The sequence below is a fragment of the Mesorhizobium sp. M1163 genome, from assembly GCF_040318415.1.
GTDB lineage: Bacteria > Pseudomonadota > Alphaproteobacteria > Rhizobiales > Rhizobiaceae > Mesorhizobium.
In genome coordinates this window covers 184,400-208,838 of the sequence record NZ_JAMYMF010000004.1, presented here as the reverse complement: position 1 = coordinate 208,838, position 24,439 = coordinate 184,400, and the positions used below count along the sequence as shown (strand labels likewise).

The window sequence follows — 24,439 nt, the reverse complement described above, 5'->3', positions numbered from 1 at the left end:
CGCTGCGGGATACGGCCGACGGCCGAAGCCGGGCGAAGTCCAGCCAGCCGGAGGGAGCCCTACATACGGTCGGATTACTGGAGCAGTGAGGACATGCATGCAGATCGCATCCAAGCCACGCGTCCACCTGGCAAGCCGTCAGGAACTGGATGGAATTGGGTTGCTCGTCTCAGAGGCTTTCGCATCGTTACGGCCCGTTCTGGCACCGCACATCTTCGAGCCCTACGTCAAGGATGCGCGGGATATCGCGGGGCGATGGGCGAAGGCTAGCGTCGCGGTGCTCGAAGCCGAGGGACGGCTCGTCGGGACGGTCACCTACTACGCCGATGCCGCCTTTGACCGCATGGGCTGGCCGCCCGGGCTGGCAGGCCTCAGGACCCTCGCGGTTGCTCCCTCGGCACAGGGCCGCGGATATGGCCGCGTGCTTTGCGAATGGTGCGTCTTGCAAGCGCGTCTGCAGGGCTCGAGCGGCCTTGCGCTTCACACCGCCTCGTTCATGACGTCTGCATGCAAGCTGTATGAGAGCCTTGGCTTCGAGAGACGCCCCGCCCACGACCTTTTCGCATCCGACGTTATTGGCTTTGATCCAGCTCTCGGCGATCAGCAGATCATCGCCTACCTGCTGCCGCTCAAGCAGGTCGAGAGCAGCCACGATCGATAATGTTTGACCGTCTTGAACGGACGGGGGTATCATCTCGCTTCCGGACGCTGTCCTCAGCTTCCGCCGTTTGTCTCGATGCGAGCAGATCCTAGTCTTTCGTATAGTCAGGCCCAAAACGGGTCGGCAGGTTGTCGGCGAGTTTCAACCAAGGGAGCTTCTCCTCAAAGGCGACATGCAGCGTAGGTGCAAATTTTTCTGGCTCCTCCATCGCTGCCGCAAAAAAATGCATGACATCAGACATGTTCTTTGAGCGGAAGGACAGCGGCGTGCCACAGTGATCGCAAAATGTTCTTTCCACACCGGGAGAAGAGTTGAATACCTTCGGTAGCTTGCCCAGCCATCGCCATTGGCCGTTCAAGACGCCAATATAGGAGGTCATCGGCGCAGAACATTGCCGCCGACAACTTTCACAATGACAGACCACGCAGGCCCGTGCCGGGCCATCGACTTCAAAAGCAATAGCGCCACATAAGCAATGACCACGCATGCAAATTCTCCTTGAGTCAACAAGGACAGCTTCATGCCTGGGCGTGAGGGAGGCGCCATGAAATGCGTCGAGCTGGCGCCCAATTCCGACATTCGGCGCTAGCGATTTCCTAGCGTGCGCGACGCGTTCCTTCACTACCGCCTTTGCGGCATATTGAAATGTTCGTAGAGTTTCTTCGCCGGGCCGCTGAATTCACGGCCTAGCAGGTCTATCGCAACCCGAACACTACAGTGGAATTGCGGTCACTTCTTTGGCCGTTCGGATCACGAACATCGTTTGGTATCGCGCGACGTTGCTTCGGTCTCGGAACAGTCGCTCGCATAGCGCATCGAACTCTTCCATATCCGTCAGGCGGAGCATCAGGACGGCGTCGGTTTCGCCGCTCACGCTGTAGGCCTGAGTGACGGCCGGTTCCTGAGCGGCCAACTCGAGAAAGTCCCGCATATACTGCTCGCCATGACGCTCCAGTTCGACGGTGACGATCGCCTTCAAGCCCCGTCCAGCCTTTGCCGGTGCGAGAAGCGCGACAACGCGGCTAATGACGCCGCTTTTCTTCAGTCGTCGTATGCGGCGCAGGCAGCTCGAAGGGGAAAGCCCGACTAACCCGGCCAGTTTGGCGTTCGTTCGTGAGGCATCATCCTGGAGCAGGTTGAGAAGCCTTCTGTCGATCTTGTCCATCTCGGTCGCGCTCATCGTCGGTGTATTGCAATTTTATTGCACGAAATCGCAAACTTTGACCACAAATGCGAAGCGTCTCAGGTTACGCAGATGGCTCCAGGGATGATGGAGCAGCATGATGGCAATTTGCGCCGCCTTCTATCGCAAGACATTGGAGACGCTTGAAATCTATTGGGAACTGGTTCGCGTGATCGTTCCGGTTGCGATAGCCACGCGGCTCCTGCAGGATCTTGGCGTCATCCAGGCGATTTCTCCGTTCTTCTCACCGCTCATGTTGCAGGTGGGGTTGCCGCCTGAACTCGCCTTTGCCTGGCTGACGGGATTGCTGGTCGGGATCTGGGGCGCGCTTGTGATCGTATTCACCTTGGTTCCGGTTTCGGCGCTCAGCACTGCCGAGATGACGGTTCTTTCGGCTCTTTTGCTGTTTGCACATGCCATTCCGATCGAGCAACGGATCATTCAGAGGGCCGGGCCGAGCTTCCTGGTCACCGCGGCCCTTCGTATTGGCGGGGGTTTGGTCTTTGCCGTCCTTCTGCATCAGATATTCGCCGTGACCGGATGGCTGTCAGGACCGGTGACGCCGGCGTGGATGCCGGCGAATGAAAGCACCGACTGGGGCGGCTTTCTCCTGGGCACAGTCAAAACCCTGGGCATCATGCTCATCGTTCTGCTTGCGCTAAGCTGGGTGATCGAGCTTCTCAAGATGTCGGGCATTTTGGAGTGGATGAACAGAGGGCTTGCACCGCTCTTTCGGCTCGCCGGCATCGAAAGGCAGACGGTACCTTTCGCCGCTGTCGGCCTGTTTCTCGGGATTTCCTATGGCGCAGGACTGCTGATCCGCGACGCGCGCACGTCTAGCGCGGAGCCGCGTCAGATATTCCTCGCCTGCGTGTTCATGGGTTTTGCCCATAGCCTCATTGAGGATACGTTGGTCGTCGTCGCTCTTGGCACCGATGTCACGAGCGTGCTTCTCGGTCGCCTAGCGTTTGCCGTGCTCGCGACCGCCGTGATCGCAAAAATAATCAAGGCGGTTCCCGACGCTCTTTTCTTCAAGACACTCTTCCACAAGGAAGAAGGCAGTTCGCGCAATCGGATTTCGGAGCCGGCGATTAGCGGACCGTTGACGTGAGCCGTCCTTACGCAGCAGCCGACATGTGTGTCGCATCACTATCGCGAGAGGACGCGAATCCGGCTCTGGAACTCACCACGATCGACATAGCATCCGCGCAGATGTCGCCGCCCGGTGTTCGGGTTGAACGATTGGCGGCCATGCAACACCCGGCGATTGTCGAAGACCGCCATTTCGCCGGCCTTCAGGCGGTAGGCTATTTGGAAACGCGGCCCGCGGATCATCATCATCAGCTTGCGATAAGCCGCATAAAAGGGCGCGCATAGGTCGGAGGGAAGGTCGATGACATCGACAAGATGGGCGTTGAACCGCAACTCCGTCACTTCCCCGTCGCGTTGCGTTACAATCACAGGAAACCGACCGCGCAGATCGTAGTTTTCATCGTGAAAACGATAGGGGATCTCGATCTCGCACAATAGGCGGTAGGCTTCCGGATCTTCCGCCTGTAGCGCGGCGACGACCGCAAACCCGTCGGCAAAGATCGATCCACCGCCCTCAGCGTCGTTCGCGATACAGTGCAGGAACTGATAGCCGGGCGGCACCTCCTGGTTCGCGAGATCGGTGTGTAACGGCAGGGCGACCGGCGTATAGGCCAGATTGTTCGGGTTCGGCATCGACACGACTTCGAACATCGTGCCGAAATTTGTCTGGCGCAAGAAACCAATCCGCTCGGCCGAACGCCGCCCCGCATCGGGATCATCGTCAAGCCCATCGACGATGGAGAGCCCGTATGCAGCCGTTGCCTTCAGCCAGGCGAGCAGATCGGCATCGCTTTGCAAGATGTCCCCGGCGGCGTGACGCGGCATGGTTTCAAGATTGATTGAGGCGTCCCAGAGTTTCGGAGCGATGTCGGCCGGATCGTCCCGCTTTCTGCCGGGACGGTAGGACTCAAAGAACTGGCTCGGGAATTCCTCCTCAGCCTGGTCGTTCTGCCAGACAATGCCCACAGCGCTGCCCCTGTCCCGCACGCTGATGGGTCTGAGCGAGGGGTCTACGCTGGTCAGGTCGAAAGTTCGTTCTTCGGTCTGCGGGTGAAACGCCGATGGTGCATTGTCCTTTAGCCAAAGCCAGGGGTAGCAGACTGTTTCGCCCGACACGAAAGTCACGGCAAGCGCGGTCTCCCGGGCTTCCACGGAAAGCAGGGTATTCATGATGATGTCTCTCTGAACACAGAATTTGATTTTCAGCTTGGATCAGGCCCGCAGGCCGTCAACCCAACGGTGGTGGCCACCACAAGCTCGGCTTCCCATAGCGATGGGATCCGGGATTTCTGTTCGGTTCTTCGAGCACGCCATCTCCAGGCGGAATCTGGCTCCAGATGAAATCTGGTTCAAAGCCACCGCGATGGTAGCGGTCATTCGCCGGCGGTGTCCAGCTAAATGCAGCGGGATCGCCATCCCCTCTCGGCTACCCCTCGCCCGACAGATCGCGCCGCGCCTTGTCGAGTTCCTCGGCATAGCGGCGCATCAGGTGGCCTTCGGTCAGCAAACCGACCACCTTGCGGTCGGTGAAATCCTCGACCACTGCCAATTCCTCGGCGCCGGCGCGCTGGAAGGTCTCGGCCGCCGACTGCACGTTCATGCTCGGCACCAGCACCGCATCCCTAAATTTGGCGAAGGACAGCACCGGCATCTCGTCATCCGACAAATGGCTGTGCAATTCGGCGACGATCAGCACGCCGACATAGTGCAATTCGGCATCCACCGCGATGACGCGCTGCGAGGCACCGAGCGGCACCTGCTTGCGGAATGTTGCAAGCGTCGTTGAGGCGTCGATGGTGCGGACATCCTTGCGCATCATCGAGCCGACCGTCAGGCTGCGCATCCAGCCTACATCATGGGCGCTGCGGATGGTTTCGCCGCGCAGGTGAAAGCGCCATGTCGAGAAGGAATAGCCAAACGTTTCTCGCACCAGGATCGCCGCCATGAGCGAGGCGGCCAGCACCACGCCGGTCAGCGTCAGGTCGCGGGTCGATTCCAGCGCCAGGAAGGTCATCGTCAACGGGCCACCGACGACGCCGACGGCGAGCGAGGTCATGCCGACGACGGCGGCGACGGCGGGGTCGATGCCGGTCGCCGGCGAGACGAACGCCATCGCGCCGGCGAACATCTTGCCGAGCAGGGCACCGAGGAACAAAGAGGCAAAGAACAGCCCGCCGCGGAAGCCGGAGCCGAGCGAGATCGCCGACGCCGACAGCTTCAGCACGAAGACGCTGGCCACCACGGCCAGCCCGTAATTCATCGCGAATTCGCGGTGCAGCGCGCCATGGCCGCTGGACAGGACCTGCGGCGTGATCAGCCCCAGCAGCCCGACCATCACGCCGCCGATGGCTGGGCGCAACGAGGCGTCGATCGACAGCCGCGCAAAGATGCGCTCGATCAGGCTCACCAGATGCATGATGGCGATCGAAGCACCGCCACCCAAAAGCCCGAGCAGCATGAACGGCAAATACTGGCTGACGGTGAGCGCCGGCAGACCCGCGAGCTCCAGCGGAAACGGCACGCCGCCGAACATTTCGGCGGTCAGCGAGGCCGAGATCGCGGCGGCCATCACCGGCGCGACATTGGCGACCGAATAGATGCCGATGACCAGCTCGAAACCGTAGAAGGCGCCGGTCAGCGGCGCATCGAAGGCGGCGGCGATCGCGCCGGCCGCACCGCAGCCGACGAGGATGCGGACATCGTTGCGGCGCAGCCTGAACAAGCGCGCCAGCCGCGACGCCAGGCCGGAACCCACCTGCGTGTAGCCGGCCTCGAGCCCGACCGAAGCGCCGAAGCCGCTCGAGATCATCGTCTGCCCGGCGATGATGAAAGTGTCGGTCAGCGACATGCGGCCGCCGTAAAGGGCGTTGGCTTCGATCGGATCGACCGGCGTGCGGAACTTCCGCTTTCTCAGCCAGATCACCGTCAGCCCGAGCAGGATGCCGCCGATCGCCGGTATCAGCGCTTGCTCCGGCCTTTGCAGCGAAAACATCGCCGAAAGCCGACCACCGGGCTGAACGCCGAACATAAGCCCATGCAGGACCTGCACCAGTTCGCTCATGCCGGTGACCAGCGCACCCGCTATCACCCCGACCAAAGCCGCCAGAATGACGACGGCGATGCCGCGCGCCTCGAGCAGCGGGATCGATCGGATCAGCACCGCGCGCAGTCGGCGGGCATAGACTTGCGGTTCGTTTCTGGAAAGCACCGGGGCGGCTCGCCGATATCAAAAGGGGAGTGGTGCCTGATACGCCCGGCGGCTTTGCATGGCAACAATGCCGGCCGCCAAGGTGTCATGCCCGCGTGATGCTGCGGCGATAAAGCCCATCTTCAGCTCGGGGAACCGCGTTGACGTAAACGTCAACCCGAAGCTATATGCGCCGACCGTGGCTGTAAAACCAGGCAAGCGGCTTCGGCCGGGTCGAAGCGCCAAGGCGCGACAAACGCAACCAGACGAGGAGAACCGCCATGAGCGTTCAGGAGATTGCCGACAAGATCAGGTCGCGCGTGGCGAGCGCCGGGTTCGATCGCTCCGTGAAATTCGACACCGGCAGCGACGGCGTCATCGTCATCGACGGCGCCGATGTCTCGACCACCGATGCACCGGCAGATTGCACCATACAGCTGTCGCTCGACGATTTGGACTCGCTGATATCAGGCGATCTCAACCCGACCATGGCCTTCATGTCCGGCAAGATAAAGGTCGAAGGCGACATGAGCGTCGCCATGGCGCTCAGCCAGCTGATCGGCTGATCGCTTAAGGTGAGACAAGCCGCCGCGCGCGACGACGGCGGCTTCGAACCATCAGGCAGCGAGCGACAGCCGCTGCGCCTTCAGCTTGCGCCCGGCCGCCTTCAACGTGCCCTGCGCGCCGTCGAGCGCGCCGACCACCAGTTCCCGCGCCAGCAGGCGGTGCCGCTCGTAAGGCCCCGGCATGGCCAGCGAGCCGGTCTTTGCGGCCGAAAACCCGAAGCGCTCGTAATAGGGTGCGTCGCCGACCAGCAGGATCGCCGCATGGCCAAGCCGCTCGGCCTCAGTCACTGCATGGCGCATCAGCGCCGAGCCGATGCCGGCATTTTTCAGCGCCGGGTCGACCGCAAGCGGGCCGAGCAGCAGCGCTGCCTTGCCGCCCTCGCCCAGCACCACGTCCCACAACCGCACGGTGCCGGCAACAGCGCCCGACGCATCGCGCGCGACAAAGGCAAGGCCCTCCGAAGGCCGGCGGCCGCGCCGCAGCTTTTCCGACGACTTCTTCCGGCGCTTCGGCCCCATGGCGCGATCGAGCAAAGCCTCGCGCGCGCCAACGTCGGCGGCGGTTTCGGCAGTGATGACAAAAGCGCCGGCATTCTCCCCCCTCGAGGGGGAGATCCCCGCGGCGCCTTCAACAATGAAATCCAAAACGTCCATTTCCGCGATCCTTCACGAGCGGATTGTTCCACAGGCGAGCCCGGGCGGGCGACCGGCGCCCACCTCGGATGATCTGATCGGTTCTTTCGAACCGTCAGATCACGTAGGATCGGAGAGGCTCGAAGCCGTTGAAGGCCACCGACGCGTAGGTCGTCGTGTAGGCGCCGGTGCCCTCGATCAGCACCTCGTCGCCGATGGTCAGCGACAAGGGCAGCGGATACGGCGTCTTCTCGTACATCACGTCGGCCGAATCGCAGGTCGGGCCGGCGAGCACGCAAGGCGCGGTCTCGGTGCCGTCATGCGCGGTGACGATCGGGTAGCGAATCGCCTCGTCCATGGTCTCGGCCAGACCGCCGAACTTGCCGATGTCGAGGAACACCCAGCGCACATTGTCGTTGTCGGCCTTCTTCGAGATCAGCACGACCTCCGACTTGATGACGCCGGCATTGCCGACCATGCCGCGGCCCGGCTCGATGATCGTCTCGGGGATCGCGTTGCCGAAGTGCTTCCTGAGCGCCGAGAAGATCGCCTGGCCATAGGCCTGCGCCACCGGCACATCCCTGAGATAGCGGGTCGGGAAGCCGCCGCCCATATTGACCATCTTCAGCACGATGCCCTCGTCGGCGAGCGTCGCGAACACCTTCTTGGCGTCGCCCAGCGCGCGGTCCCAGGCGGTCAGGTCGGTCTGCTGCGAGCCGACATGGAACGACACGCCATGGGCGTCGAGACCGAGCGCCCTGGCATGGCGCAGCACGTCGACCGCCATCGCCGGCACACAGCCGAACTTGCGCGACAGCGGCCATTCGGCGCCCTCGCCGTCGGTCAGGACGCGGCAGAACACGCGGGCGCCGGGAGCGACACGGGCGATCTTCTCGACCTCCTCGACGCAGTCCACCGCAAACAGCTTGATGCCGAGCTGGTAGGCGCGCTGGATATCGCGCTCCTTCTTGATGGTGTTGCCGAAGGAAATGCGGTCCGCCGGCGCACCGGCGTCCATCGCCATCTCGACTTCGGCAACGGAAGCGGTGTCGAAGGACGAGCCCATCGCAGCAAGCAGGCGCAGGATTTCCGGCGCCGGGTTTGCTTTCACCGCATAGTAGATCTTGGAATCGGGAAGCGCCTTCTCGAAGGCGCGGAAATTGTCGCGCACGACATCGAGGTCGACGACGAGGCACGGGCCGTTCGGACGTCGGGTAGCGAGGAAATCAAGGATGCGCTGGGTAGCCATCGGGGTCTCTCCATCAGCGCCTTTCGGCGCGCACAAAGGCTTGCGGACGCGGGCTCTCGGCCTCGCGAACACGCGGTGGACAAAGGCGGGACGGAAATCCATGGAACCAGCCGGTGGAGACCCCGGAACCATGAAGCGCCGTCTCGCGGCGGTGAACCTTGGCCTTGCCCGGCCTCGGTTCGCTTTGTCTGCCTTGGCTTGGATGGGAGACCCCGTCCGCACTGCCGGCAATGAAGGTGTGCCTCTTCAGTAACCCCGGTCTTTGGACGACCGGCAGAACACCAGAAAGGCCCGCACCGTCGTTGCTTCAAGGTGTCCTCGGTTGGCGGTTGGCCGCTAAACCGACTGGAGGGGTTGGCTCCAGTTACCTTACCGATTGCCCTCACCATTCGAGGATCGGCGGACACCCACAGGCACGTGCGACTTTGGGCAAGCGCGATATAAGAGCGAAAGATTTCACAATCAATAAAAATCGTATGGCAGGTTGTAAAATTTGTGGCATCGAACAATGCTGCGGCAACCAGAAGAACAATGCTGCGGCAAGCACATCCGGATATCGAACGCATGACAGGCACTCGCGGCCCGCTGAACGCTTTTCTCGACCTTGATCAAACCCCTGTTACCAATGCGCAATCCGGCCCGCTTGTCGGCTTGCGGCTGGCCGTCAAGGATATCTTCGACGTCGCCGGCTACCGCACCGGCTGCGGCAATCCGCAGAAATACCGGGAAGCTTCACCGGCCACGGCGACCGCGCCGGCCGTCCAGGCGCTGCTTGATTCGGGCGCACGCTTCGTCGGCAAGACGCAGACCGACGAACTCGCCTTTTCCCTGCTGGGGCTGAACGCGCATTTCCCGTCGCCGGTCAATCCGGCGGCACCCGATCGCGTCACCGGCGGCTCGTCCTCCGGTTCTGCCGCGGCTGTCGCCGGCGGGCTTGCCGACATCGCCACCGGCTCCGACACCGGCGGCTCGATCCGTGCGCCGGCAAGCTTCTGCGGCCTGATCGGCCTCAGGACGACGCATGGCCGCATCCCGCTCGACGGCACCATGCCGCTGGCGCCTTCGCTGGACACGTTCGGCTGGTTCGCCAGGGATATCGTCACTTACGAAAAGGTCGGCACGGTGCTGCTCGGCGACGATCCGCATCGCCACGAACTGGTACGCCCTTTTGCCCTCGACGCGCTGGACAGCCTCGTGCTCGGCCCGCTGGAGGCGGATGAATATCGCGCCATGGTCCGCAGTGTCGCGTCGGTGCTGGGCGCGCTGCGCAGCGTCGGCCCGCTGTCGCATTCCACCGACGATCTCTATTGGTGCTTCCGTAAGCTGCAGGGCTATGAAGCCTGGCAAAGCCACGGCGCCTGGATCGCCGGCGGCGACCGCATGCTCGGCCCCGGCGTCAAGGAGCGCTTCGAGCATGGCGCGACCATCAGCGCGACAACCGCGCAGCACGAAACGGAACGTCGCGTTTCGTTTCGCCTCGAACTTGCCGGCCTGCTTGGCGACGACGGCGTTCTTGTGCTTCCGACCGCTCCGGGTGCCGCGCCGCTCAAGGCCGCGACATTCGACGATTTGCAGACCTATCGCGAGCGCGCGCTGAGACTGCTATGCCTTTCCGGCCTGTCCGGTTTTCCGCAAATCACGCTGCCGCTCGGCAGGGCCGAAGGCGCGCCGTTCGGACTTTCGCTGCTCGGTCCGAAGAACAGCGACCGGCAGCTGATTGCGCTGGCCGCCCGCATCCTTTCAGCCCGCCAAGGAGGCGCATGACATGGATACGCTGACCCGCATGCGTGCCTTCATCGACGTGGTCGAGGCCGAAGGCTTTTCGGCGGCGGCGCGCAAGATCGGCCGCTCCAAGGCGCTGTTGTCGAAATACGTGCGCGAGCTCGAGGACGAGCTCGGCGCGCTGCTGCTCAACCGGACCACCAGGCAGTTCTCCCTGACCGAGGCCGGCCACACCTATTACCGGCGCGCCTCGGAGATCGTGCGCGAGGTCGACAGCCTTGCCGATGCGGTGCGCGAATCCTCCGGCGACGTGCGCGGCAGGATCAAGCTGTCGGCGCCGCGTACTTTCGCCGACGCGCCGATCGGCCAATCGCTGATCGACTTCGCCAAGCAGCATCCCGACATCGTCCTCGACATTCATCTCGACGATCGCTTCGTCGATCTAGTCGAGGAGGGCTTCGATCTGGCGGTGCGCATTTCGCGGCTGGAGAATTCCTCGCTGATCGCCAGGCGCCTGGCGCCATTTTCGGTACGGCTTTGCGCGTCTCCCGAACTGATCGCCAAGCACGGCATGCCGGTCAGGGCGCAAGACCTTGCCCGCGTGCCTTGCATCATCGACACCAATGGCCGCTGGCTCACCAACTGGCCGTTCAAGGGCGACAGCGGCGATACCGTGAGCGTTTCGGTTTCCGGCCCGATCGAGGTCAACAGCCCGATGGCGGCAAGGGCCGCTGCCGTGGCTGGATTGGGATTTTCCATCCTGCCGGATTTCATCGCCGCGCCCGACATCGAAAGCGGCAAGCTGGTGACTGCTCTGGATGACCGCATCCTGCCCGGCGGCGGCATCTTCGCCGTCTATCCGCACCGGCGCTATCTGCCTGCAAAAGTTCGCGTATTCGTCGACTTCCTGGTGCAGTGGTTCAAGGCGCTGGACACCGCATGAGCTTTCAGCCGGCTTGCGGTCCCATTTTCGCCCCCTTTCTGGTAACTGTCGGCAATTCACCGAAGCCGATTGAATCGCGACCGAGAATGCACCTGAAACAGCAAGCCATCATGCTGGCTTCGGCCTTGACCGCGACTATTGCCGCCGTCGGACCGGCCGAGGTGCATCCCCACGTCTTCGCCGAGGCCCGGCTCGAAGTGGTCCTCGGCCCGGATCACCAAACTGTGAAGGCATTGCGCCATGTCTGGCGCTTCGACGACTTGTTTTCGAGCACGGTGATGATGGAGTTCGACAAGAATTCCGACCTGAAGCTCGACGACAAGGAGCTGAAGGATGTTGCCGACACCGTCCATGCCTCGCTTGCCGAATTCAACTACTTCCAGCTCGTCACCGTCGACGGCAAGGACGTGGCAATGACCCCGCCGCCGCAGCTGATGGCCAATTTCGACAACGACCAGTTGATCATCCTGTTCGAATCTGAACCGAAGGCGCCGATCAAGCTCAGCGGCAAGATCGACATCGGGGTGTACGACCCGACCTTCTACACCGCGATCGATTTCACCGAGGATGCCCATCTGCAGGTCGATGGCCTGCCGCCGACCTGCACCAGCAAGGTTGTCCGCCCGAATCCGGATGAGGCGATCGCCCAGAACCAGAAGACCCTGACCGACGCGTTCTTCAACGACCCGACGGGCACCGACATGAGCAAGATCTTTGCCACCAAGCTTGAACTGACCTGTCAGCCGGAAGGATAGATCCAGTGACGAAACCGTCCCTGCGTTTGGCAGTCGGTCTTCTGGCCGCCGCCTTTGTGATGACGCACTTTCTCGGCTCCGCCCACGCCCAGAGCTCGCTCGGCATCGGCACCAATGACGGCATGGCTCCAACCGCCACCGGCCCGTTCGCCCACATCCTGATGTGGATCAATCTGCGCCAGCAGGAATTCTATCATGCGCTTGCCGGCGCGATGAAGGCGATGCGCCAGGACGGCAGCAAGATGTGGCTGCTCATCGGCCTGTCCTTTGCCTATGGCATTTTCCACGCTGCCGGCCCCGGTCACGGCAAGGCGGTGATCTCATCCTACATGGTGGCCAATGAAGTGGCGCTCCGGCGCGGCATCATGCTGTCCTTCGTCTCGGCCCTGCTGCAGGCGCTGACCGCGATCGTGGTGATGCTGCTCGCCTATTTCGTGCTGCGCGGCACCGCGATATCGATGACCGACGCCGCATGGTTCCTCGAAATCATGAGCTATGTCTTCGTCACCCTGTTCGGCGCCTGGCTGCTGTGGCGCAAGGCTGGCCCGGCCATCCTGCGCCTGTTCGGCGCAAATCCCGGCTACAGCCTCTCGGCTGCCCATGCCGGCCATTCACATGCCGGCCATTCACATTCCGCGCATGCCCACGCGGCACATTCCCACGCGCTTCATGCGCATGACGATCACGACCATGCGCATGACCATCATGACCACGGCGCACACGACCACGCCCATGCTGCGCACGATCACCACAGCCATGCGGCGGGGGAGGTCTGCGAGACCTGCGGGCACTCGCATGCGCCCGACCCGGCGCTGCTTTCCGGCGATCGCTTCGACTGGCGCACGGCCTGGTCGGCGGTGGCTGCCGTCGGTATCCGCCCCTGTTCCGGCGCGCTGATCGTGCTGAGCTTCGCCTTGCTAAATGGGCTGTGGTTCGGCGGTATCCTGTCGGTGCTGGCCATGGCGTTAGGCACCGCAATCACGGTCTCGGCTCTGGCGACGCTTGCGGTCACCGCGAAGAACTGGGCGGTGTATTTCGCCGGCGACGGCCGCATGGGCAACCGCATCCATTCCTTCGTCGAAATCGGCGGTGCCGCCTTCGTCTTCCTGTTCGGTCTGCTGCTGCTATCGGCCAGCCTGACTGGCGCCTGACCTCGTTGCGCCCGATCGGGGTGCTTTAACTAGGGATCCTGCCGCCCAACTCGTCCTCGATATGGACGCGTATGATCTCGTCGAAGCTCGTTTCGGCAGCGAAGCCAAGCTCCCTCGAGCGCCGCGCCTCGAAGCGTGTCGGCCAACCCTTCACGATCGCCCAGATCGTCTCGTCGGGCTCCTCGCGGATCAGTTTGACCGCCTTGGCGCCGGCAACACGTTCCAGCGCTTCGATCTGTTCGCCGACACTGACGGCGACGCCCGGCATCGTCAGGTTGCGGCGCGGCCCGACTGCAGCGCCGTCAATTCCAGCCGCATGGATCAAAAAATTCACCGCCGAACGCGGGCTGGCGTGTGTGTGGACGACCGAGCGCGGCACCGGCAGGATGGCTTCATGGCCGCTCAGCGGCTCGCGGATGATGCCGGAGAAGAAACCTGAGGCCGCCTTGTTCGGCTTTCCCGGCCTGACGCAGATGGTCGGCAGCCTGATGCCGATGCCGTCGAAGAAGCCACGCCTGGTATAGTCGGCAAGCAGCGCCTCGCCCATCAGCTTCTGCGTGCCGTAAGAGGTCAGCGGCGTCGGGTGGAACTCGTCCGGAATGATTTCGGGAAACGGCGCGCCGAACACGGCGATCGATGAGGTGAAGACGAGGCGCGGCGCAAATGCCGCCAGCCGGACGGCATCGAATAGCGCCCTTGTGCCATCGAGATTGACGCGGTAGCCGAGATCGAAATTGGCCTCCGCTTCACCCGACACCACGCCGGCGAGATGGAAGATCACGTCGGGCCGCGGCGCGACCAGATTTGTCGTCGCGCCCGGCGCGGCAAGGTCGCCGGTGTGGACGCTGATGCTGACGCCTTCGAGGGCGGGCGCCTGCGGTGGCACGATGTCGTGAAGGTCGAGCGCGGCGATCTTGCGGCCGCCGAGTGTCCCGTCCTTGGCCAGCCGGGCAATGAGCTTGCGGCCGACCATGCCTGCCGCGCCGGTAATCAGAATGCGCATGTCACTTTCCCTTTTTGCGCTGGCTGCGGCTACGCAGCCAGAACACGACGAAGATTGCCACCATGAAGATCGCGGCGACGACGCCGGCAAGAACCGTCGAGACGTTGCCGACCGCCAGCATCACGGTTGGAAGATAATAGGCTGCGATGCCGAACAGCAGCAAAATCCAGGCGGCGCCGATTGCCGCATTGCGGGTGTCGCGGTCCATCACGCGGCCCCAGGGTAGCGGGCGTTCATGTCGATCGTTGCCAATACCAGGAACTCCCGAAATCAGTGATAGTGGCCACGGTGCGGTGTCGCATCATGCGCGTGATCGTGCTCGCCATCATGCTCATGGCTGTCGGCACATTGGCCGAATTCCGGTTCGACGGTGGCATGGGCTATGCCGTGCTCCTGCGCAAGCCGTTTCTTGATCGCGCTGACCGCCATATGCGCGTCGACGCCGTCATTGAGGCAGGCATGCAACGTCGCCATGTTGCTGGAACCGTCGATCGACCAGACATGCATGTGATGCACCTCGCGCACGCCCTTGATCGAGCCTTCGATGTCCCTCGCGATCAGGTCGCGGTCGAGGCTTGCAGGCACGCCTTCGAGCAGGACGTGGGCAGCCTCGCGCATCAGCGACCAGGCCGTGGACAAGATCAGCAGCGCGACAAGGACGGACAGGATCGGATCGATAGGCGTCCAGCCCGTCGCCAGGATTATCAGCGCCGCGATGATCGCCGCGGCCGAGCCAAGCAGGTCGCCGAGCACATGCAGGATGGCGCCGCGCATGTTCAGGCTATCGCGGTCGCCGCCATGCAGCACGAAGAAAGAGCCGATGTTGACCGCAAGGCCGGCAATCGCAACGACCAGCATCGGCCCACCGAGCACGGGCTCAGGCGTCAGCAAACGCCCCCAGGCCTCATAGACGATCCACAGCGCAATGGCGAAGATGGCGATGCCGTTGGTGTAGGCGACCAGTGTCTTGACCCGGCCGAAGCCGTAGGTGAGGCGCACGGTCCCCGGTCGGCTCGCAAGATGAAAGGCATACCAGGCAAGGCCGAGCGCAATGCAGTCGGCAAGCATGTGGCCGGCATCCGCCAGCAGCGCCAGCGATCCCGTCAGGAGACCGCCAAGCGCTTCGACGACCATGAAGCCGGCGGTCAGGCAAGCCGCGATCAGCACGCGCTTCTTGTCGGTCGAGCCATGCACATGCCCGGCACCGTGACTGTGGTCGTGGCCCTGCGCGGCATGGTCGTGGGTATGCGCCATCTATGAGCTCCTGCTACGCGCCAAACTCGGCGCGGAAATCCTCGAGCCGCCGCTTCTGCTGGCCATCGCTGTCGAAATTGGCCGGATCGAGCCACGCCTCATAGGCTCTGCGCAGATCAGGCCATTCCTTATCGATGATCGAATACCACGCGGTATCGCGGTTTTCGCCCTTGACCACAAGATGCTGACGGAAAACGCCCTCGAACTTGAAGCCGAAACGTTCCGCCGCGCGCTTCGACGGCTCGTTGCGATTGTTGCATTTCCATTCGTAGCGGCGGTAGCCAAGCTCGTCGAAGACGTACTTCATGAACAGGAACTGCGCTTCCGTCGCCGCCGGCTTGCGCGAGATCAGCGGTCCCCAATAGATGTTGCCGATCTCGATCACGCCATAGGCCGGATCGATGCGCATCAGCGTCTGGCGCCCGGCGACCTTGCCGCTGGCCTTGTCGATGACCGTGAAGAACAGCGGGTCATCGCTGGCTTCGGCCTTGTCCAGCCATGGCTGGAAGGCGGCGCGGGTCTGCGGCGGGTCGTCGAACAGCCAGGCGAAGCGGCCGCCGGCATCGACCACTGACGAGGCCTCGAACAGGCCGTCGCCGTGCTTTTCGGCGTTGAGCGGCTCCAGCCTGACAGTGCGCCCCTCCAGCAACTTGCGTTCGGGCCGCGGGCGCGGTTGCCAATTCTTGAGATTTTCCGACACCGAAAACTCCAATCCGTTTGACTTTTGCGGGCGGACGCTCACAAAAACGCACGCTCGCTGAAAGAACCACACGGACGGGAAAAATGCTCCACACGATTTCGGCCTTCGACCGCCTCGGCGAGGAAAATGCGTTCGCAGTGCTGGCGCGTGCCACTGCACTTGCCCACCAGGGCCGCGACATTGTCAATCTCGGCATCGGCCAGCCCGACTTCAAGACGCCGCAGCATATCGTCGAGGCCGCGATCAAGGCGCTACGCGATGGCCATCACGGCTATACGCCGGCCAACGGCCTGCTGGCGACGCGCGAAGCGGTGGTACGCCGCACGCTGGCCACCACTGGCGTCGAAGTCTCGCCGGAAGCGGTGATGATCCTGCCCGGCGGCAAGCCGACCATGTTCGCGGCGATCCTGATGTTTGGCGAGCCGGGTGCCGAAATTCTCTATCCCGATCCCGGCTTTCCGATCTACCGCTCGATGATCGAGTTCACCGGTGCTGCCCCCATCCCGGTGCCGATGCGCGAGGAGAACGGCTTTGCCTTTTCGGCCGCGGAGACCTTGGCGCTGATCACGCCGAAGACCAGGCTGCTGATCCTCAACTCGCCGGCCAATCCGACCGGCGGCGTCACACCGCGCGCCGAGATCGAGAAGCTGGTCAAGGGCCTGGAAGCGCACCCGGATGTCGCCATCCTTTCCGACGAGATCTACGACGTGATGACCTATGACGGCGAGACGCATTGTTCGCTGCTCGCTTTCCCCGAAATCCGCGACCGGCTGATCGTGCTCAACGGCTGGTCGAAGACCTGGGCAATGACCGGCTGGCGCATGGGCTGGTCGATCTGGCCGAACGGCGACAAGGGCGCGCATCTCTACGATAAGGTGCGCAAGCTGGCGGTCAATTGCTGGTCCTGCGTCAACGCGCCGAGCCAGTATGCCGGCATAGCCGCCATCGACGGCCCGCAGGACGATGTCGACACGATGATGCGCGCCTTCGACCGCCGCAGAAAGGTCGTGGTCGAGGGGTTGAATGCCTTGCCCGGTGTTTCCTGCATTACGCCGAAAGGCGCCTTCTATGCCTTCCCCAATGTTTCCAAGACCGGCTGGAAGGCCAAGAAGCTCGCCTCGGCGCTGCTCGAGGATGCCGGCGTGGCGCTGATCGGCGGCCCCGATTTCGGCATTCTCGGCGAAGGCTATGTCAGGCTATCCTACGCCAATTCCGAAGAGAACATCCTGCGCGCGCTGGAGCGGATCGAGACGTTTCTGACGAAGTGAGGCCACGATCGACGAAAGGAGACGCCAGATGTTCTATGCCATTCTAGCCTATCACGAGGAAGAAGCGATTACGGCGCTGACGCCGGAGCAGGATTCGGCGCTGATGACCGATCTTCTCCAGATCAACGATCGGCTTTACCGGCAAGGCACCCTCGGATCGGCGGCGCGGCTCGGCGCGACACAAGACGCCTGCACCTTGCGCGGGCCAGGCACCGGAATGGTTGTTGACGGCCCCTTCGCCGAGACCAAGGAACAATTGCTGGGACTCTATGTTGTCGACTGCGCCAACCGTGACGCCGCTGTCGACATTGCGCGCGACCTTCGCCGCGTCAATCCGACCGCCGTCTACGAAATCCGCCCGATTTCGCTGTATCTTCCCGGCGTGCCGCTTCCCGTCACGCGGCCCTAATGCATGTCGCGCAAAAGTGTGCAGCGGTTTGTGATAACGACATGCATAAACAAGAACCTAAAGCGCGTCGCATGAGGCCGGTCGAACGCGACCGGGCTGAGACTAGCCGCGGCCGACAAACGGCATCTTGGTCGCCATCACGGTCATGAACAGCACGTTGGCGTCGAGCGGCAGGCTGGCCATGTGAAGGACGGCATCGGCGACGCGCTCGACATCCATCACCGCTTCGGCGGCAATGGTGCCGTTGGCTTGCGGCACGCCGACCGTCATCGCTTGCGCCATGTCGGTCAGCGCGTTGCCGATGTCGATTTGACCGCAAGCAATGTCGAAGGGCCTGCCGTCCAGCGCCAGCGTCTTGGTCAGCCCGGTGATGGCGTGCTTGGTCGCCGTATAGGGCACCGAGCCCGGCCGTGGCGCATAGGCCGATACCGAGCCGTTGTTGATGATGCGGCCGCCCATCGGCTGCTGCCTGCGCATGGCGCCGAACGCGCCGCGAGCACACAGGAACGAGCCGGTGAGATTGACCCCGACAACGTCGTTCCACACTTCAACCGGGATATCGTCGATCAATGTCGATTTGTAGCTCGTGCCGGCATTGTTGAAGAGCAGGTCGACGCGCCCGAAGGCCGCTGCCACCGTCTCGAACAGATCGTCGACCTGAGCGGCCTTGCTGATGTCGCAGGCGACCGCCAATGCCTTGGCCTGTGTCGGCCCGGCCGCGGCAATCGCCTCCTCCAGCACCGGCTTGCGGCGACCGCAGAAGACCGTATTCCAGCCGGCCTTGAGCAGCGCCGTAGCGACGCTTTTGCCGATGCCCGTACCGGCCCCGGTGACGATGGCGGTTTTATAGTCGGTCATGGCTGTACTCCCTGAAAGGGATGAGGCATCGCAAATGACGGGAACCATGGCAAGCCGGCCCAAGGCCTGTGCTCGCAAAAAGGGCGGCCATTGGCGACCGCCCCTGATCCGAACCGGGCTTGGGAGGAGGAAAGCCGATCCGACTGCCTGAAATCATGCGCTCACCGGATTAACGAGAAGCTAACGCCAATGCCGCCGAGCGCTCCGAGGCTCTCCCCTTCAAGCTACCAGCGCGAACCGGTCACCGGCTTCGCCGTGCTGCCCGCTGCGGGCACCGTCGCCGCCGTCACCGTCGCCTCGACATGGTCGACCAGCGCGTCCGGCAGGCCGAGGCGGCCGGCAAGCAGGTCGAGATAGCCGCGTTCGGCCCGCGTGTCCGGATCGATGGCAAGACGCGAGGCGGTGTAGAGTTCCAGCTTTTGCGCATCGGTCCTGGCGCCGGCGATCAGCACATCCAGATCGAGCGGTGCGTCCAGTTCCGACATCAGGAATTTCTCCGCTTCGGCACCGACGCCGGCGAGGCTGAGCTTGCCGGCGATCTTCTGCCGCTCTTCGTCATCGACATGACCGTCGGCCTTCGCCGCCGAGATCATCGCCCTGACCAGCGTCAGCGTGAATTCGTCTTCGCCCTGCGGCGCTTGCGACGGATGGAAGGCGGTATCGGCCGGCGGCGGCAGCAATTCCGGTTCACCGGCGGCTTGCGTTTCGGCCGGCGCGTTGCCGCTCTTGTAGTTCTGGTAAGCCTTGTAGGCGAGGCCGCCGATCGCGGCCAGGCCGCCGAGCTTCACCGCCGCACCGGTGACCTGACGGCCTGGGCCAGTTCCGAGCAGCACCGCGGCCAGCGCACCGGCGGCAAGCGGATTGTCCTTGGCCATCTGCACCGCCTGCCCCGCCTTGTCACGGACGGTCGATCCGGTACCGGGAACTTGCGAGCCGAGCAGGTCGTCGAGGAGCTTCTTGGGATCGAACATCTATGCCTCCAGAATTGGCCCGGCCGAAGGTGCGCGGGCAGGTTTGCACGTCGAAGACCTAGGTCCCGCAGTTTGACATTACAATGACGCGGTGCATCCTTTTGCCCGCTGCCACGCGTGACCTCGCACCGACATCTGCTGGGATTTCACACGGAAATCAAACTGCTTCAGCCTCCTTCCGCACCCTAAAAACATGCAGTGCTGTGGACCTTGGAAGTGTCGAAACCAGCCCCGACTTCGAGTAATGTCGCGGCATGTCGCTTGCGAGGAGCCTGGCATGACCGATGAGACTGACCGCCAGCCGGCACGCGATCCCCAGGAACTGGAGCGCCTGCTGATTTCACGGCAATGGGTCGGAGACATTGACGGCATGGCCGCGCTTTTTGAGCCGCATGCAGTCATCGACAGCGGTGGCGGACAACTGACGTTCGGCCGCGAAGCCATCCAAACGCTGTTCGCGGAGATCACCGCAACCGGACGAAAATTTCAGTCCGGAGATCAGCGTCCGGCTGTCATCAATGGCGACCTCGCGCTCACCTCGACCCGGCTTCCCGACGGCACGATCACCACCGAGGTCGCACGCCGGCAGAACGACGGGACATGGCTGTGGGTCATCGATCGCTTCTCTGTTGCTTAACGTGAAGTTGCTTGACGTGAAGCTAACTTCCGATGTGACGACCGCCGCGCGCTTGCGCCAGCTCGACCTGGCGCTGGCGCTCGGCATAGCGGGCGCGATCCTCCTCCGAGCGGGCATCGAAGCAATGCGGGCATGAAACGCCGGTTGCATATTCCAGCGACAGCCGGTCTTCTGCGGCTAGCGGATGCCGGCAGGCGCGGCAGAGTTCGGCCTCGCCTTCGACCAACCCATGCGATACCGAAACGCGCTCGTCGAAAACGAAGCATTCGCCCTGCCAGAGGCTCTGTTCGGCGGGCACGTCTTCGAGATACTTCAGAATGCCGCCCTTGAGGTGGAAAACATCCTCGAAGCCAAGCGACTTCACATAGGCCGTCGCCTTCTCGCAGCGTATGCCGCCGGTGCAGAACATGGCGACCTTGCGCCCCTCGAGCTCATGCCGATGCTGCTCGACCCAGGCCGGGAATTCGCGGAAGCTGGTGGTGGCGGGATCGACAGCGCCCTTGAAGGTGCCGAGCGACACCTCGTAGGCGTTGCGCGTATCGATGACGATGGTGCCTGCATCCGAGATCAATGCGTTCCAGTCGGCCGGCGCAACATAGGTGCCCGCACCTGCCGCCGGGTCGATATTGTCCACGCCCATGGTGACGATCTCGCGCTTCAACCGCACCTTCATGCGGTGGAACGGCATCGCTGCGGCGCTGCTGTATTTGATCTCGAGGCCGGCGAGACCTTCGATGGATTCGAGATGACCGATGAGCGCCGCGATTGCCGCTTCACTGCCGGCGACCGTGCCGTTGACGCCCTCACGCGCCAAAAGCAGCGTGCCTTTGATGCCGCGTGCGCAGCAGAAGGCGGCGAGCGGCGCACGCAGCGCCTCGAAGGTGTCGAGCCGGGCGAAGCGGTAAAGCGCGGCAACACGGAAGGCTTGGCTGGACAGTGTCATCGCCAAGCCACTAAACGCTCACGACAGCCGGATCAAGGCAGAGCCGAGAGCGGTCTGCTCGCGACGGGTTGCGAACACCACGCGTGACATCGCGACACGCCGCGTTTCGTGGACAGAAAAACCGCCTTCTGCTAACCGGTCGACTTGATCAACAGAGGAGAGACGACGAATGCCCAGCACGACCGAAAAGCTCCTGTCGCTCCTCGACGGCCAGCCGGTCATACCGGTGCTGAAGATCGCCAATCCCGCGGACGCGGTGCCACTGGCCCGGGCGTTGGCCCGCGGCGGCCTGCCGGCGATCGAGATTACGCTGCGCACCGCCGACGCGCTGGAGGCGATCCGCCGGGTGGCGGGCGAGGTCGAAGACGCCGTCGTCGGCGCCGGCACCATCCTGGACGCCCGCCAGTTCGGCGAGGCGGCGGCCGCCGGTTCGAAGTTCATCGTCAGCCCCGGCATCACCCGCGAGCTTCTCGCGGCAGCCAAGGACAGCGAAGTGCCGTTGCTGCCCGGTGCCATCACGCCGGGAGAGGTCATGGCCGCGCGCGAAGCCGGCCTGCGCTTTCTGAAATTCTTCCCGGCCGAACAGTCGGGCGGCATCGCCTCGCTCAAGGCCTTCGCCTCGCCGCTCGCCGACGTGAAATTCTGCCCGACCGGCGGTATCACCGGCCAGAATGCCGCCGACTATCTCAGCCTGCCCAACGTCATCTGCGTCGGCGGTTCCTGGGTGGCGCCGGACGATCTGGTCAAGGCCGGCAAATGGGACGAGATCGAAGCCTTGGCGCGCGCCGCGAGCAAGCTCGGGCGTTAGCATCTTCTGCATGAAAAGCCGCTGCCGATCTGGCTCTGCTGCCGATCTGGTTCGCCGGCTGGTTCCCGCTCATGGGCTCGAACCACGATTCACGCCTTCAAAGGGCGCTGTCCTACCATTAGACGAAGCGGGAGAATGCTGGTAGTTGATTAGCATCCCGGCACGAAGGAAGCCAGTGCCGGCGGTGGCGGCAGCCGCGCGGGGTGCCCAGCGCGGCCTTTACGATATTTGCCCAGCTGTTATTCGGTCTGGAAGCGGGCCACCGACATGAACTTGACGGCCTTGCCGGTGAACCGGTTGGCGTCGGCCATCTCGTTGCCCGGCTGGAAGCCGACGGTATAGACCTCGCTCGGTGCCGTACGGACGAAGTCGTAAGCATAGCGCGGCGCCGTTGTCGCGTCTGAAACGGTCGCGACATACTCGCCGCTGTGCAGCGCCCAACGGGCAGCCTGCGGCGCGGCAGCGACCACCACCGGCTTGGGACCGGGTTTCAGGTCGCGGGCGGTGGCCCTGGGTTCCTTGCGTGTGGTCTTCACGCCCGCGCCGATGACGGCCGTCGGATCGGAGCCGGCCGGGCGGGCAACGATGGCCTTGCGCGGCGACGCCCCGTCGCTCGATGCGTCGTCGCTCGCCGGTTCCTCGAACACCGATGCTTGCTCGGAAAGCGAAGCGACCTTGTATTCGTCGGTCGCGCTGACCCGTTCCAGAACGGCCTTGACCTCGTCGGGCTGCGAACTGTCGGGCCGCGCCGACGGCAATACCGAGAATGCATCGGTGGCGGTGTTGCTCCGCTCGGCCGCACTCGCGAGCGCCAGCAACACTTGCTTGTCCTGCGGCGCAAGACCAGCCGACGAAAGATCGGCCGGCAGCGAATGATCGGGCCGCCAGCTCGGCACGGGAATGTTGTTTGTCGCGACCTGCACCGGGCCGGCCGTAGCCGACGCGTCTGCCATGCCGAACGGAACACTTGCCGACGCCACACTTGCCGGCGCCACACTTGCCGACGCTTGCGCGGTTGCCACCGCCTGTTCGGTGGATGCAGTCGCATCCGCCACGCCGAACGGAACGTTTTCCGGCGGCTGGGCACCGATGTCGGCCTTCGGGCGCGGAGCAAAATCGGGCAGCGGAATGCTGCGCGCCGGCAATGCCGCGATGATCGTCTCCGGCGTGTCGTTCTCCGGTTCAGGCGCAGGCGCCGGAGCATCGGCGACTTCCGGAATCTCGGCACGCTTGGCATCCCGAGGCGCCACGATGGCGATGCCAGGCAGATTGCTGCTCTTGGCCGACGGCGCTGGCTTCACGTTACGGGGCTTTGGCGCTGGCTCGGCCATCGCCACATCGGCGCTGTCGTCCGCCTCGTCGTCGCCGCCGCCGAAGAAGGCTGCCAGGAAGCTGCGGGATTTTTTTCCACCGCCGCTTGCGCTGGCCAGTTCGATGGCCGGCGCGCCGGCGCCCTTACGGGCCTTGTAGGAGGCGAGCGCCTGTTGATAACCGGGCAGCGGCTTGCCGTCGCTCGGCACATGCAGCGTCTTGCCGTTGGGGAACACGCGCGCCAGTTCCTGGCGGCTGATGCCGGGCCAGTGGCGCACATTGCCGACATCCATATGCACGAAGGGCGAGCCGGAGCTGGGATAATAGCCGACGCCGCCGCCCTGCATCCTGAGGCCGATGTCGCGCAGCTTCTTCAGCGGCACACCGGGAATGTAGAAATCCATCGCCCTGCCGAGCATGTGCTGGCTCTTCTCGGCGACGCCCCTACTGCGGCTGCGCAGCATCGAATTCGTCGACGGCGAACGATAACCGCAGACGACCTGGATATAGTCGGTGGCGCCGCTCTCCCGATAGGCTTCCCAGACCAGGTCCAGCAGGCGCGGATCCATCTTGGTCGGCTCGTTGCGACGCCAGTCGCGCAGGATGATGTTGATCTTTCGCAAGCCCGCTTGATCGTAGCGGCCGTTGCGCTTGTAGACGATCTCCGCCTTTTCATGCGTGTGGAGATGATAGAGCTTCAGCGAACGTGTCTCGGCGCTGGCGCCGGTTGCCGCCGCTGCAAGCAACCCGACGGCAACAATCACCGCTGCCAGCCATCTCGGCCAGACGCTCATGTGATAATGCCGCCCGTTTTTGTGTCGTTCGATTCTGTTCAAATCAAAAGGCCTTGCAGGCTGCCGTTTTGTCCCCGGATTTGACCAAACGGATGCGTTAGATGTGCATCCGAATATCGATCCTAATGGTTAATCATCGCTTATTGAAGCCGAAATGCGGTAACACCGTGGCGATATCCCGCCAAAAATATTGCGCAGGATATCTTGGTAAACCGCTGGTTTAGATCATGTTTTGGCGCCAGCTCGAAACACGATCTGTTACCGTCCGCCTTAATACGTGAACATTGCGGCGAACACGTCATTACGAGACTCAGTTGCCTGGAATGATGTCCGGATGAGAA

25 protein-coding genes and 1 tRNA gene are annotated in these 24,439 nt (G+C 63.3%); 11 read left to right on the top strand and 15 right to left on the bottom strand.

The annotated features are described in order from the left end of the window. Positions 1–97 precede the first annotated feature (97 nt). A complete protein-coding gene (locus NKH43_RS06125; protein ID WP_352857020.1) occupies positions 98–661 on the top strand; it encodes a GNAT family N-acetyltransferase in 564 nt (187 codons plus the stop codon). Between the two features lie 88 nt (positions 662–749). Here the strand turns inward: NKH43_RS06125 and NKH43_RS06120 are convergent, their stop codons facing one another. Further along, on the bottom strand, positions 750–1,148 hold the full coding sequence (locus tag NKH43_RS06120) for a GFA family protein (RefSeq protein WP_352857018.1): 399 nt from the start codon (positions 1,146–1,148) through the stop codon (positions 750–752). A 225-nt stretch (positions 1,149–1,373) separates the two neighbouring features. Continuing rightward, complete coding sequence (locus NKH43_RS06115; protein ID WP_023720217.1) at positions 1,374–1,826, bottom strand: Lrp/AsnC family transcriptional regulator; 453 nt, start codon at positions 1,824–1,826, stop codon at positions 1,374–1,376. A 118-nt stretch (positions 1,827–1,944) separates the two neighbouring features. Here NKH43_RS06115 and NKH43_RS06110 point away from each other — a divergent pair, with 118 nt between their 5' ends. Further along, positions 1,945–2,955, top strand: coding sequence for a nucleoside recognition domain-containing protein (locus tag NKH43_RS06110; RefSeq protein ID WP_352857107.1), 1,011 nt, complete (start codon positions 1,945–1,947; stop codon positions 2,953–2,955). Positions 2,956–2,993: 38 nt separating this feature from the next. Here the strand turns inward: NKH43_RS06110 and NKH43_RS06105 are convergent, their stop codons facing one another. Together NKH43_RS06105 and NKH43_RS06100 are read right to left on the bottom strand one after the other, a co-directional pair. Continuing rightward, entirely contained in the window at positions 2,994–4,106 is a 1,113-nt protein-coding gene (locus NKH43_RS06105; RefSeq protein ID WP_023720215.1) for a TauD/TfdA family dioxygenase, read from the bottom strand. 256 nt (positions 4,107–4,362) lie between these two features. Next, the gene (locus NKH43_RS06100) at positions 4,363–6,144 is read right to left on the bottom strand and encodes a chloride channel protein (RefSeq protein ID WP_352494726.1); all 1,782 of its coding nucleotides are present in this window, start codon (positions 6,142–6,144) and stop codon (positions 4,363–4,365) included. Positions 6,145–6,404: 260 nt separating this feature from the next. On the opposite strand from NKH43_RS06100, the gene NKH43_RS06095 reads away from it, so the two are divergent. Next, positions 6,405–6,689 (top strand): SCP2 sterol-binding domain-containing protein, encoded by a 285-nt coding sequence (locus NKH43_RS06095; protein ID WP_023720213.1) that lies wholly within the window; start codon positions 6,405–6,407, stop codon positions 6,687–6,689. A gap of 51 nt (positions 6,690–6,740) precedes the next feature. Here the strand turns inward: NKH43_RS06095 and NKH43_RS06090 are convergent, their stop codons facing one another. Both NKH43_RS06090 and odc2 read right to left on the bottom strand, forming a co-directional pair. After that, the gene (locus NKH43_RS06090) at positions 6,741–7,343 is read right to left on the bottom strand and encodes a GNAT family N-acetyltransferase (protein ID WP_352857016.1); all 603 of its coding nucleotides are present in this window, start codon (positions 7,341–7,343) and stop codon (positions 6,741–6,743) included. 94 nt (positions 7,344–7,437) lie between these two features. Beyond that, entirely contained in the window at positions 7,438–8,571 is a 1,134-nt protein-coding gene (odc2, locus tag NKH43_RS06085) for an ornithine/lysine decarboxylase (RefSeq protein WP_352857014.1), read from the bottom strand. 564 nt (positions 8,572–9,135) lie between these two features. On the opposite strand from odc2, the gene NKH43_RS06080 reads away from it, so the two are divergent. The 4 genes from NKH43_RS06080 to NKH43_RS06065 all read left to right on the top strand — a co-directional run bounded on the left by NKH43_RS06080 (position 9,136) and on the right by NKH43_RS06065 (position 13,142). Beyond that, positions 9,136–10,335 carry an amidase gene (locus NKH43_RS06080; RefSeq protein ID WP_352857012.1) on the top strand — a complete coding sequence of 400 codons (1,200 nt, stop codon included), beginning with the start codon at positions 9,136–9,138 and terminating at the stop codon, positions 10,333–10,335. A 1-nt stretch (position 10,336) separates the two neighbouring features. Next, positions 10,337–11,236, top strand: coding sequence for a LysR family transcriptional regulator (locus tag NKH43_RS06075; RefSeq protein ID WP_023720210.1), 900 nt, complete (start codon positions 10,337–10,339; stop codon positions 11,234–11,236). An 86-nt stretch (positions 11,237–11,322) separates the two neighbouring features. Next, positions 11,323–11,991: a DUF1007 family protein gene (locus tag NKH43_RS06070; RefSeq protein ID WP_352494723.1), complete on the top strand. Its 669-nt coding sequence runs from the start codon at positions 11,323–11,325 to the stop codon at positions 11,989–11,991. Further along, on the top strand, positions 11,988–13,142 hold the full coding sequence (locus NKH43_RS06065) for a nickel/cobalt transporter (RefSeq protein ID WP_352482093.1): 1,155 nt from the start codon (positions 11,988–11,990) through the stop codon (positions 13,140–13,142). Before NKH43_RS06070 ends, NKH43_RS06065 begins: the two co-directional genes overlap by 4 nt. Before the next feature lie 25 nt (positions 13,143–13,167). On the opposite strand, the gene denD is transcribed toward NKH43_RS06065, so the two are convergent. The 4 genes from denD to NKH43_RS06045 form a co-directional block, all read right to left on the bottom strand. Beyond that, positions 13,168–14,145, bottom strand: a complete 978-nt coding sequence (gene denD / locus NKH43_RS06060; protein ID WP_352590598.1) for a D-erythronate dehydrogenase — start codon at positions 14,143–14,145, stop codon at positions 13,168–13,170. A gap of 1 nt (position 14,146) precedes the next feature. Further along, positions 14,147–14,353 (bottom strand): hypothetical protein, encoded by a 207-nt coding sequence (locus NKH43_RS06055; protein ID WP_031194351.1) that lies wholly within the window; start codon positions 14,351–14,353, stop codon positions 14,147–14,149. Positions 14,354–14,415: 62 nt separating this feature from the next. Beyond that, entirely contained in the window at positions 14,416–15,399 is a 984-nt protein-coding gene (locus tag NKH43_RS06050; RefSeq protein WP_352857010.1) for a cation diffusion facilitator family transporter, read from the bottom strand. Between the two features lie 13 nt (positions 15,400–15,412). Then, entirely contained in the window at positions 15,413–16,099 is a 687-nt protein-coding gene (locus NKH43_RS06045; RefSeq protein WP_023720204.1) for a GNAT family N-acetyltransferase, read from the bottom strand. Positions 16,100–16,182: 83 nt separating this feature from the next. Here NKH43_RS06045 and NKH43_RS06040 point away from each other — a divergent pair, with 83 nt between their 5' ends. Further along, the gene (locus NKH43_RS06040; protein WP_023720203.1) at positions 16,183–17,367 is read left to right on the top strand and encodes a pyridoxal phosphate-dependent aminotransferase; all 1,185 of its coding nucleotides are present in this window, start codon (positions 16,183–16,185) and stop codon (positions 17,365–17,367) included. Positions 17,368–17,395: 28 nt separating this feature from the next. Further along, the gene (locus tag NKH43_RS06035) at positions 17,396–17,776 is read left to right on the top strand and encodes a YciI family protein (protein WP_352857008.1); all 381 of its coding nucleotides are present in this window, start codon (positions 17,396–17,398) and stop codon (positions 17,774–17,776) included. A gap of 102 nt (positions 17,777–17,878) precedes the next feature. Here the strand turns inward: NKH43_RS06035 and NKH43_RS06030 are convergent, their stop codons facing one another. Both NKH43_RS06030 and NKH43_RS06025 read right to left on the bottom strand, forming a co-directional pair. Further along, a complete protein-coding gene (locus tag NKH43_RS06030) occupies positions 17,879–18,634 on the bottom strand; it encodes an SDR family oxidoreductase (protein ID WP_352857006.1) in 756 nt (251 codons plus the stop codon). 224 nt (positions 18,635–18,858) lie between these two features. Next, positions 18,859–19,605 carry a tellurite resistance TerB family protein gene (locus NKH43_RS06025; protein WP_352857004.1) on the bottom strand — a complete coding sequence of 249 codons (747 nt, stop codon included), beginning with the start codon at positions 19,603–19,605 and terminating at the stop codon, positions 18,859–18,861. 277 nt (positions 19,606–19,882) lie between these two features. Between NKH43_RS06025 and NKH43_RS06020 the strand changes: the two genes are divergently transcribed. Further along, positions 19,883–20,242 (top strand): YybH family protein, encoded by a 360-nt coding sequence (locus tag NKH43_RS06020; protein ID WP_023720199.1) that lies wholly within the window; start codon positions 19,883–19,885, stop codon positions 20,240–20,242. A gap of 22 nt (positions 20,243–20,264) precedes the next feature. Here the strand turns inward: NKH43_RS06020 and trhO are convergent, their stop codons facing one another. Beyond that, positions 20,265–21,185: an oxygen-dependent tRNA uridine(34) hydroxylase TrhO gene (trhO, locus tag NKH43_RS06015; RefSeq protein WP_352857002.1), complete on the bottom strand. Its 921-nt coding sequence runs from the start codon at positions 21,183–21,185 to the stop codon at positions 20,265–20,267. Positions 21,186–21,354: 169 nt separating this feature from the next. On the opposite strand from trhO, the gene NKH43_RS06010 reads away from it, so the two are divergent. Continuing rightward, positions 21,355–21,993, top strand: coding sequence for a 2-dehydro-3-deoxy-phosphogluconate aldolase (locus tag NKH43_RS06010; RefSeq protein WP_352857000.1), 639 nt, complete (start codon positions 21,355–21,357; stop codon positions 21,991–21,993). Between the two features lie 59 nt (positions 21,994–22,052). Here the strand turns inward: NKH43_RS06010 and NKH43_RS06005 are convergent. Together NKH43_RS06005 and mepK are read right to left on the bottom strand one after the other, a co-directional pair. Further along, a tRNA-Gln gene (locus NKH43_RS06005) sits at positions 22,053–22,126 on the bottom strand. Positions 22,127–22,232: 106 nt separating this feature from the next. After that, complete coding sequence (mepK, locus tag NKH43_RS06000; protein WP_352856999.1) at positions 22,233–24,098, bottom strand: peptidoglycan L,D-endopeptidase MepK; 1,866 nt, start codon at positions 24,096–24,098, stop codon at positions 22,233–22,235. Positions 24,099–24,439 lie beyond the last annotated feature (341 nt).

Coding starts and splice junctions, on each gene's coding strand:
- NKH43_RS06125 (WP_352857020.1), top strand. CDS start 98: ATGCAGATCGCATCCAAGCCACGCGTCCACCTGGCAAGCCGTCAGGAA.
- NKH43_RS06120 (WP_352857018.1), bottom strand. CDS start 1,148: ATGCGTGGTCATTGCTTATGTGGCGCTATTGCTTTTGAAGTCGATGGC.
- NKH43_RS06115 (WP_023720217.1), bottom strand. CDS start 1,826: ATGGACAAGATCGACAGAAGGCTTCTCAACCTGCTCCAGGATGATGCC.
- NKH43_RS06110 (WP_352857107.1), top strand. CDS start 1,945: ATGGCAATTTGCGCCGCCTTCTATCGCAAGACATTGGAGACGCTTGAA.
- NKH43_RS06105 (WP_023720215.1), bottom strand. CDS start 4,106: ATGAATACCCTGCTTTCCGTGGAAGCCCGGGAGACCGCGCTTGCCGTG.
- NKH43_RS06095 (WP_023720213.1), top strand. CDS start 6,405: ATGAGCGTTCAGGAGATTGCCGACAAGATCAGGTCGCGCGTGGCGAGC.
- NKH43_RS06090 (WP_352857016.1), bottom strand. CDS start 7,343: ATGGACGTTTTGGATTTCATTGTTGAAGGCGCCGCGGGGATCTCCCCC.
- odc2 (WP_352857014.1), bottom strand. CDS start 8,571: ATGGCTACCCAGCGCATCCTTGATTTCCTCGCTACCCGACGTCCGAAC.
- NKH43_RS06080 (WP_352857012.1), top strand. CDS start 9,136: ATGACAGGCACTCGCGGCCCGCTGAACGCTTTTCTCGACCTTGATCAA.
- NKH43_RS06075 (WP_023720210.1), top strand. CDS start 10,337: ATGGATACGCTGACCCGCATGCGTGCCTTCATCGACGTGGTCGAGGCC.
- NKH43_RS06070 (WP_352494723.1), top strand. CDS start 11,323: ATGCACCTGAAACAGCAAGCCATCATGCTGGCTTCGGCCTTGACCGCG.
- denD (WP_352590598.1), bottom strand. CDS start 14,145: ATGCGCATTCTGATTACCGGCGCGGCAGGCATGGTCGGCCGCAAGCTC.
- NKH43_RS06055 (WP_031194351.1), bottom strand. CDS start 14,353: ATGGACCGCGACACCCGCAATGCGGCAATCGGCGCCGCCTGGATTTTG.
- NKH43_RS06050 (WP_352857010.1), bottom strand. CDS start 15,399: ATGGCGCATACCCACGACCATGCCGCGCAGGGCCACGACCACAGTCAC.
- NKH43_RS06040 (WP_023720203.1), top strand. CDS start 16,183: ATGCTCCACACGATTTCGGCCTTCGACCGCCTCGGCGAGGAAAATGCG.
- NKH43_RS06035 (WP_352857008.1), top strand. CDS start 17,396: ATGTTCTATGCCATTCTAGCCTATCACGAGGAAGAAGCGATTACGGCG.
- NKH43_RS06030 (WP_352857006.1), bottom strand. CDS start 18,634: ATGACCGACTATAAAACCGCCATCGTCACCGGGGCCGGTACGGGCATC.
- NKH43_RS06025 (WP_352857004.1), bottom strand. CDS start 19,605: ATGTTCGATCCCAAGAAGCTCCTCGACGACCTGCTCGGCTCGCAAGTT.
- NKH43_RS06020 (WP_023720199.1), top strand. CDS start 19,883: ATGACCGATGAGACTGACCGCCAGCCGGCACGCGATCCCCAGGAACTG.
- trhO (WP_352857002.1), bottom strand. CDS start 21,185: ATGACACTGTCCAGCCAAGCCTTCCGTGTTGCCGCGCTTTACCGCTTC.
- NKH43_RS06010 (WP_352857000.1), top strand. CDS start 21,355: ATGCCCAGCACGACCGAAAAGCTCCTGTCGCTCCTCGACGGCCAGCCG.
- mepK (WP_352856999.1), bottom strand. CDS start 24,098: ATGAGCGTCTGGCCGAGATGGCTGGCAGCGGTGATTGTTGCCGTCGGG.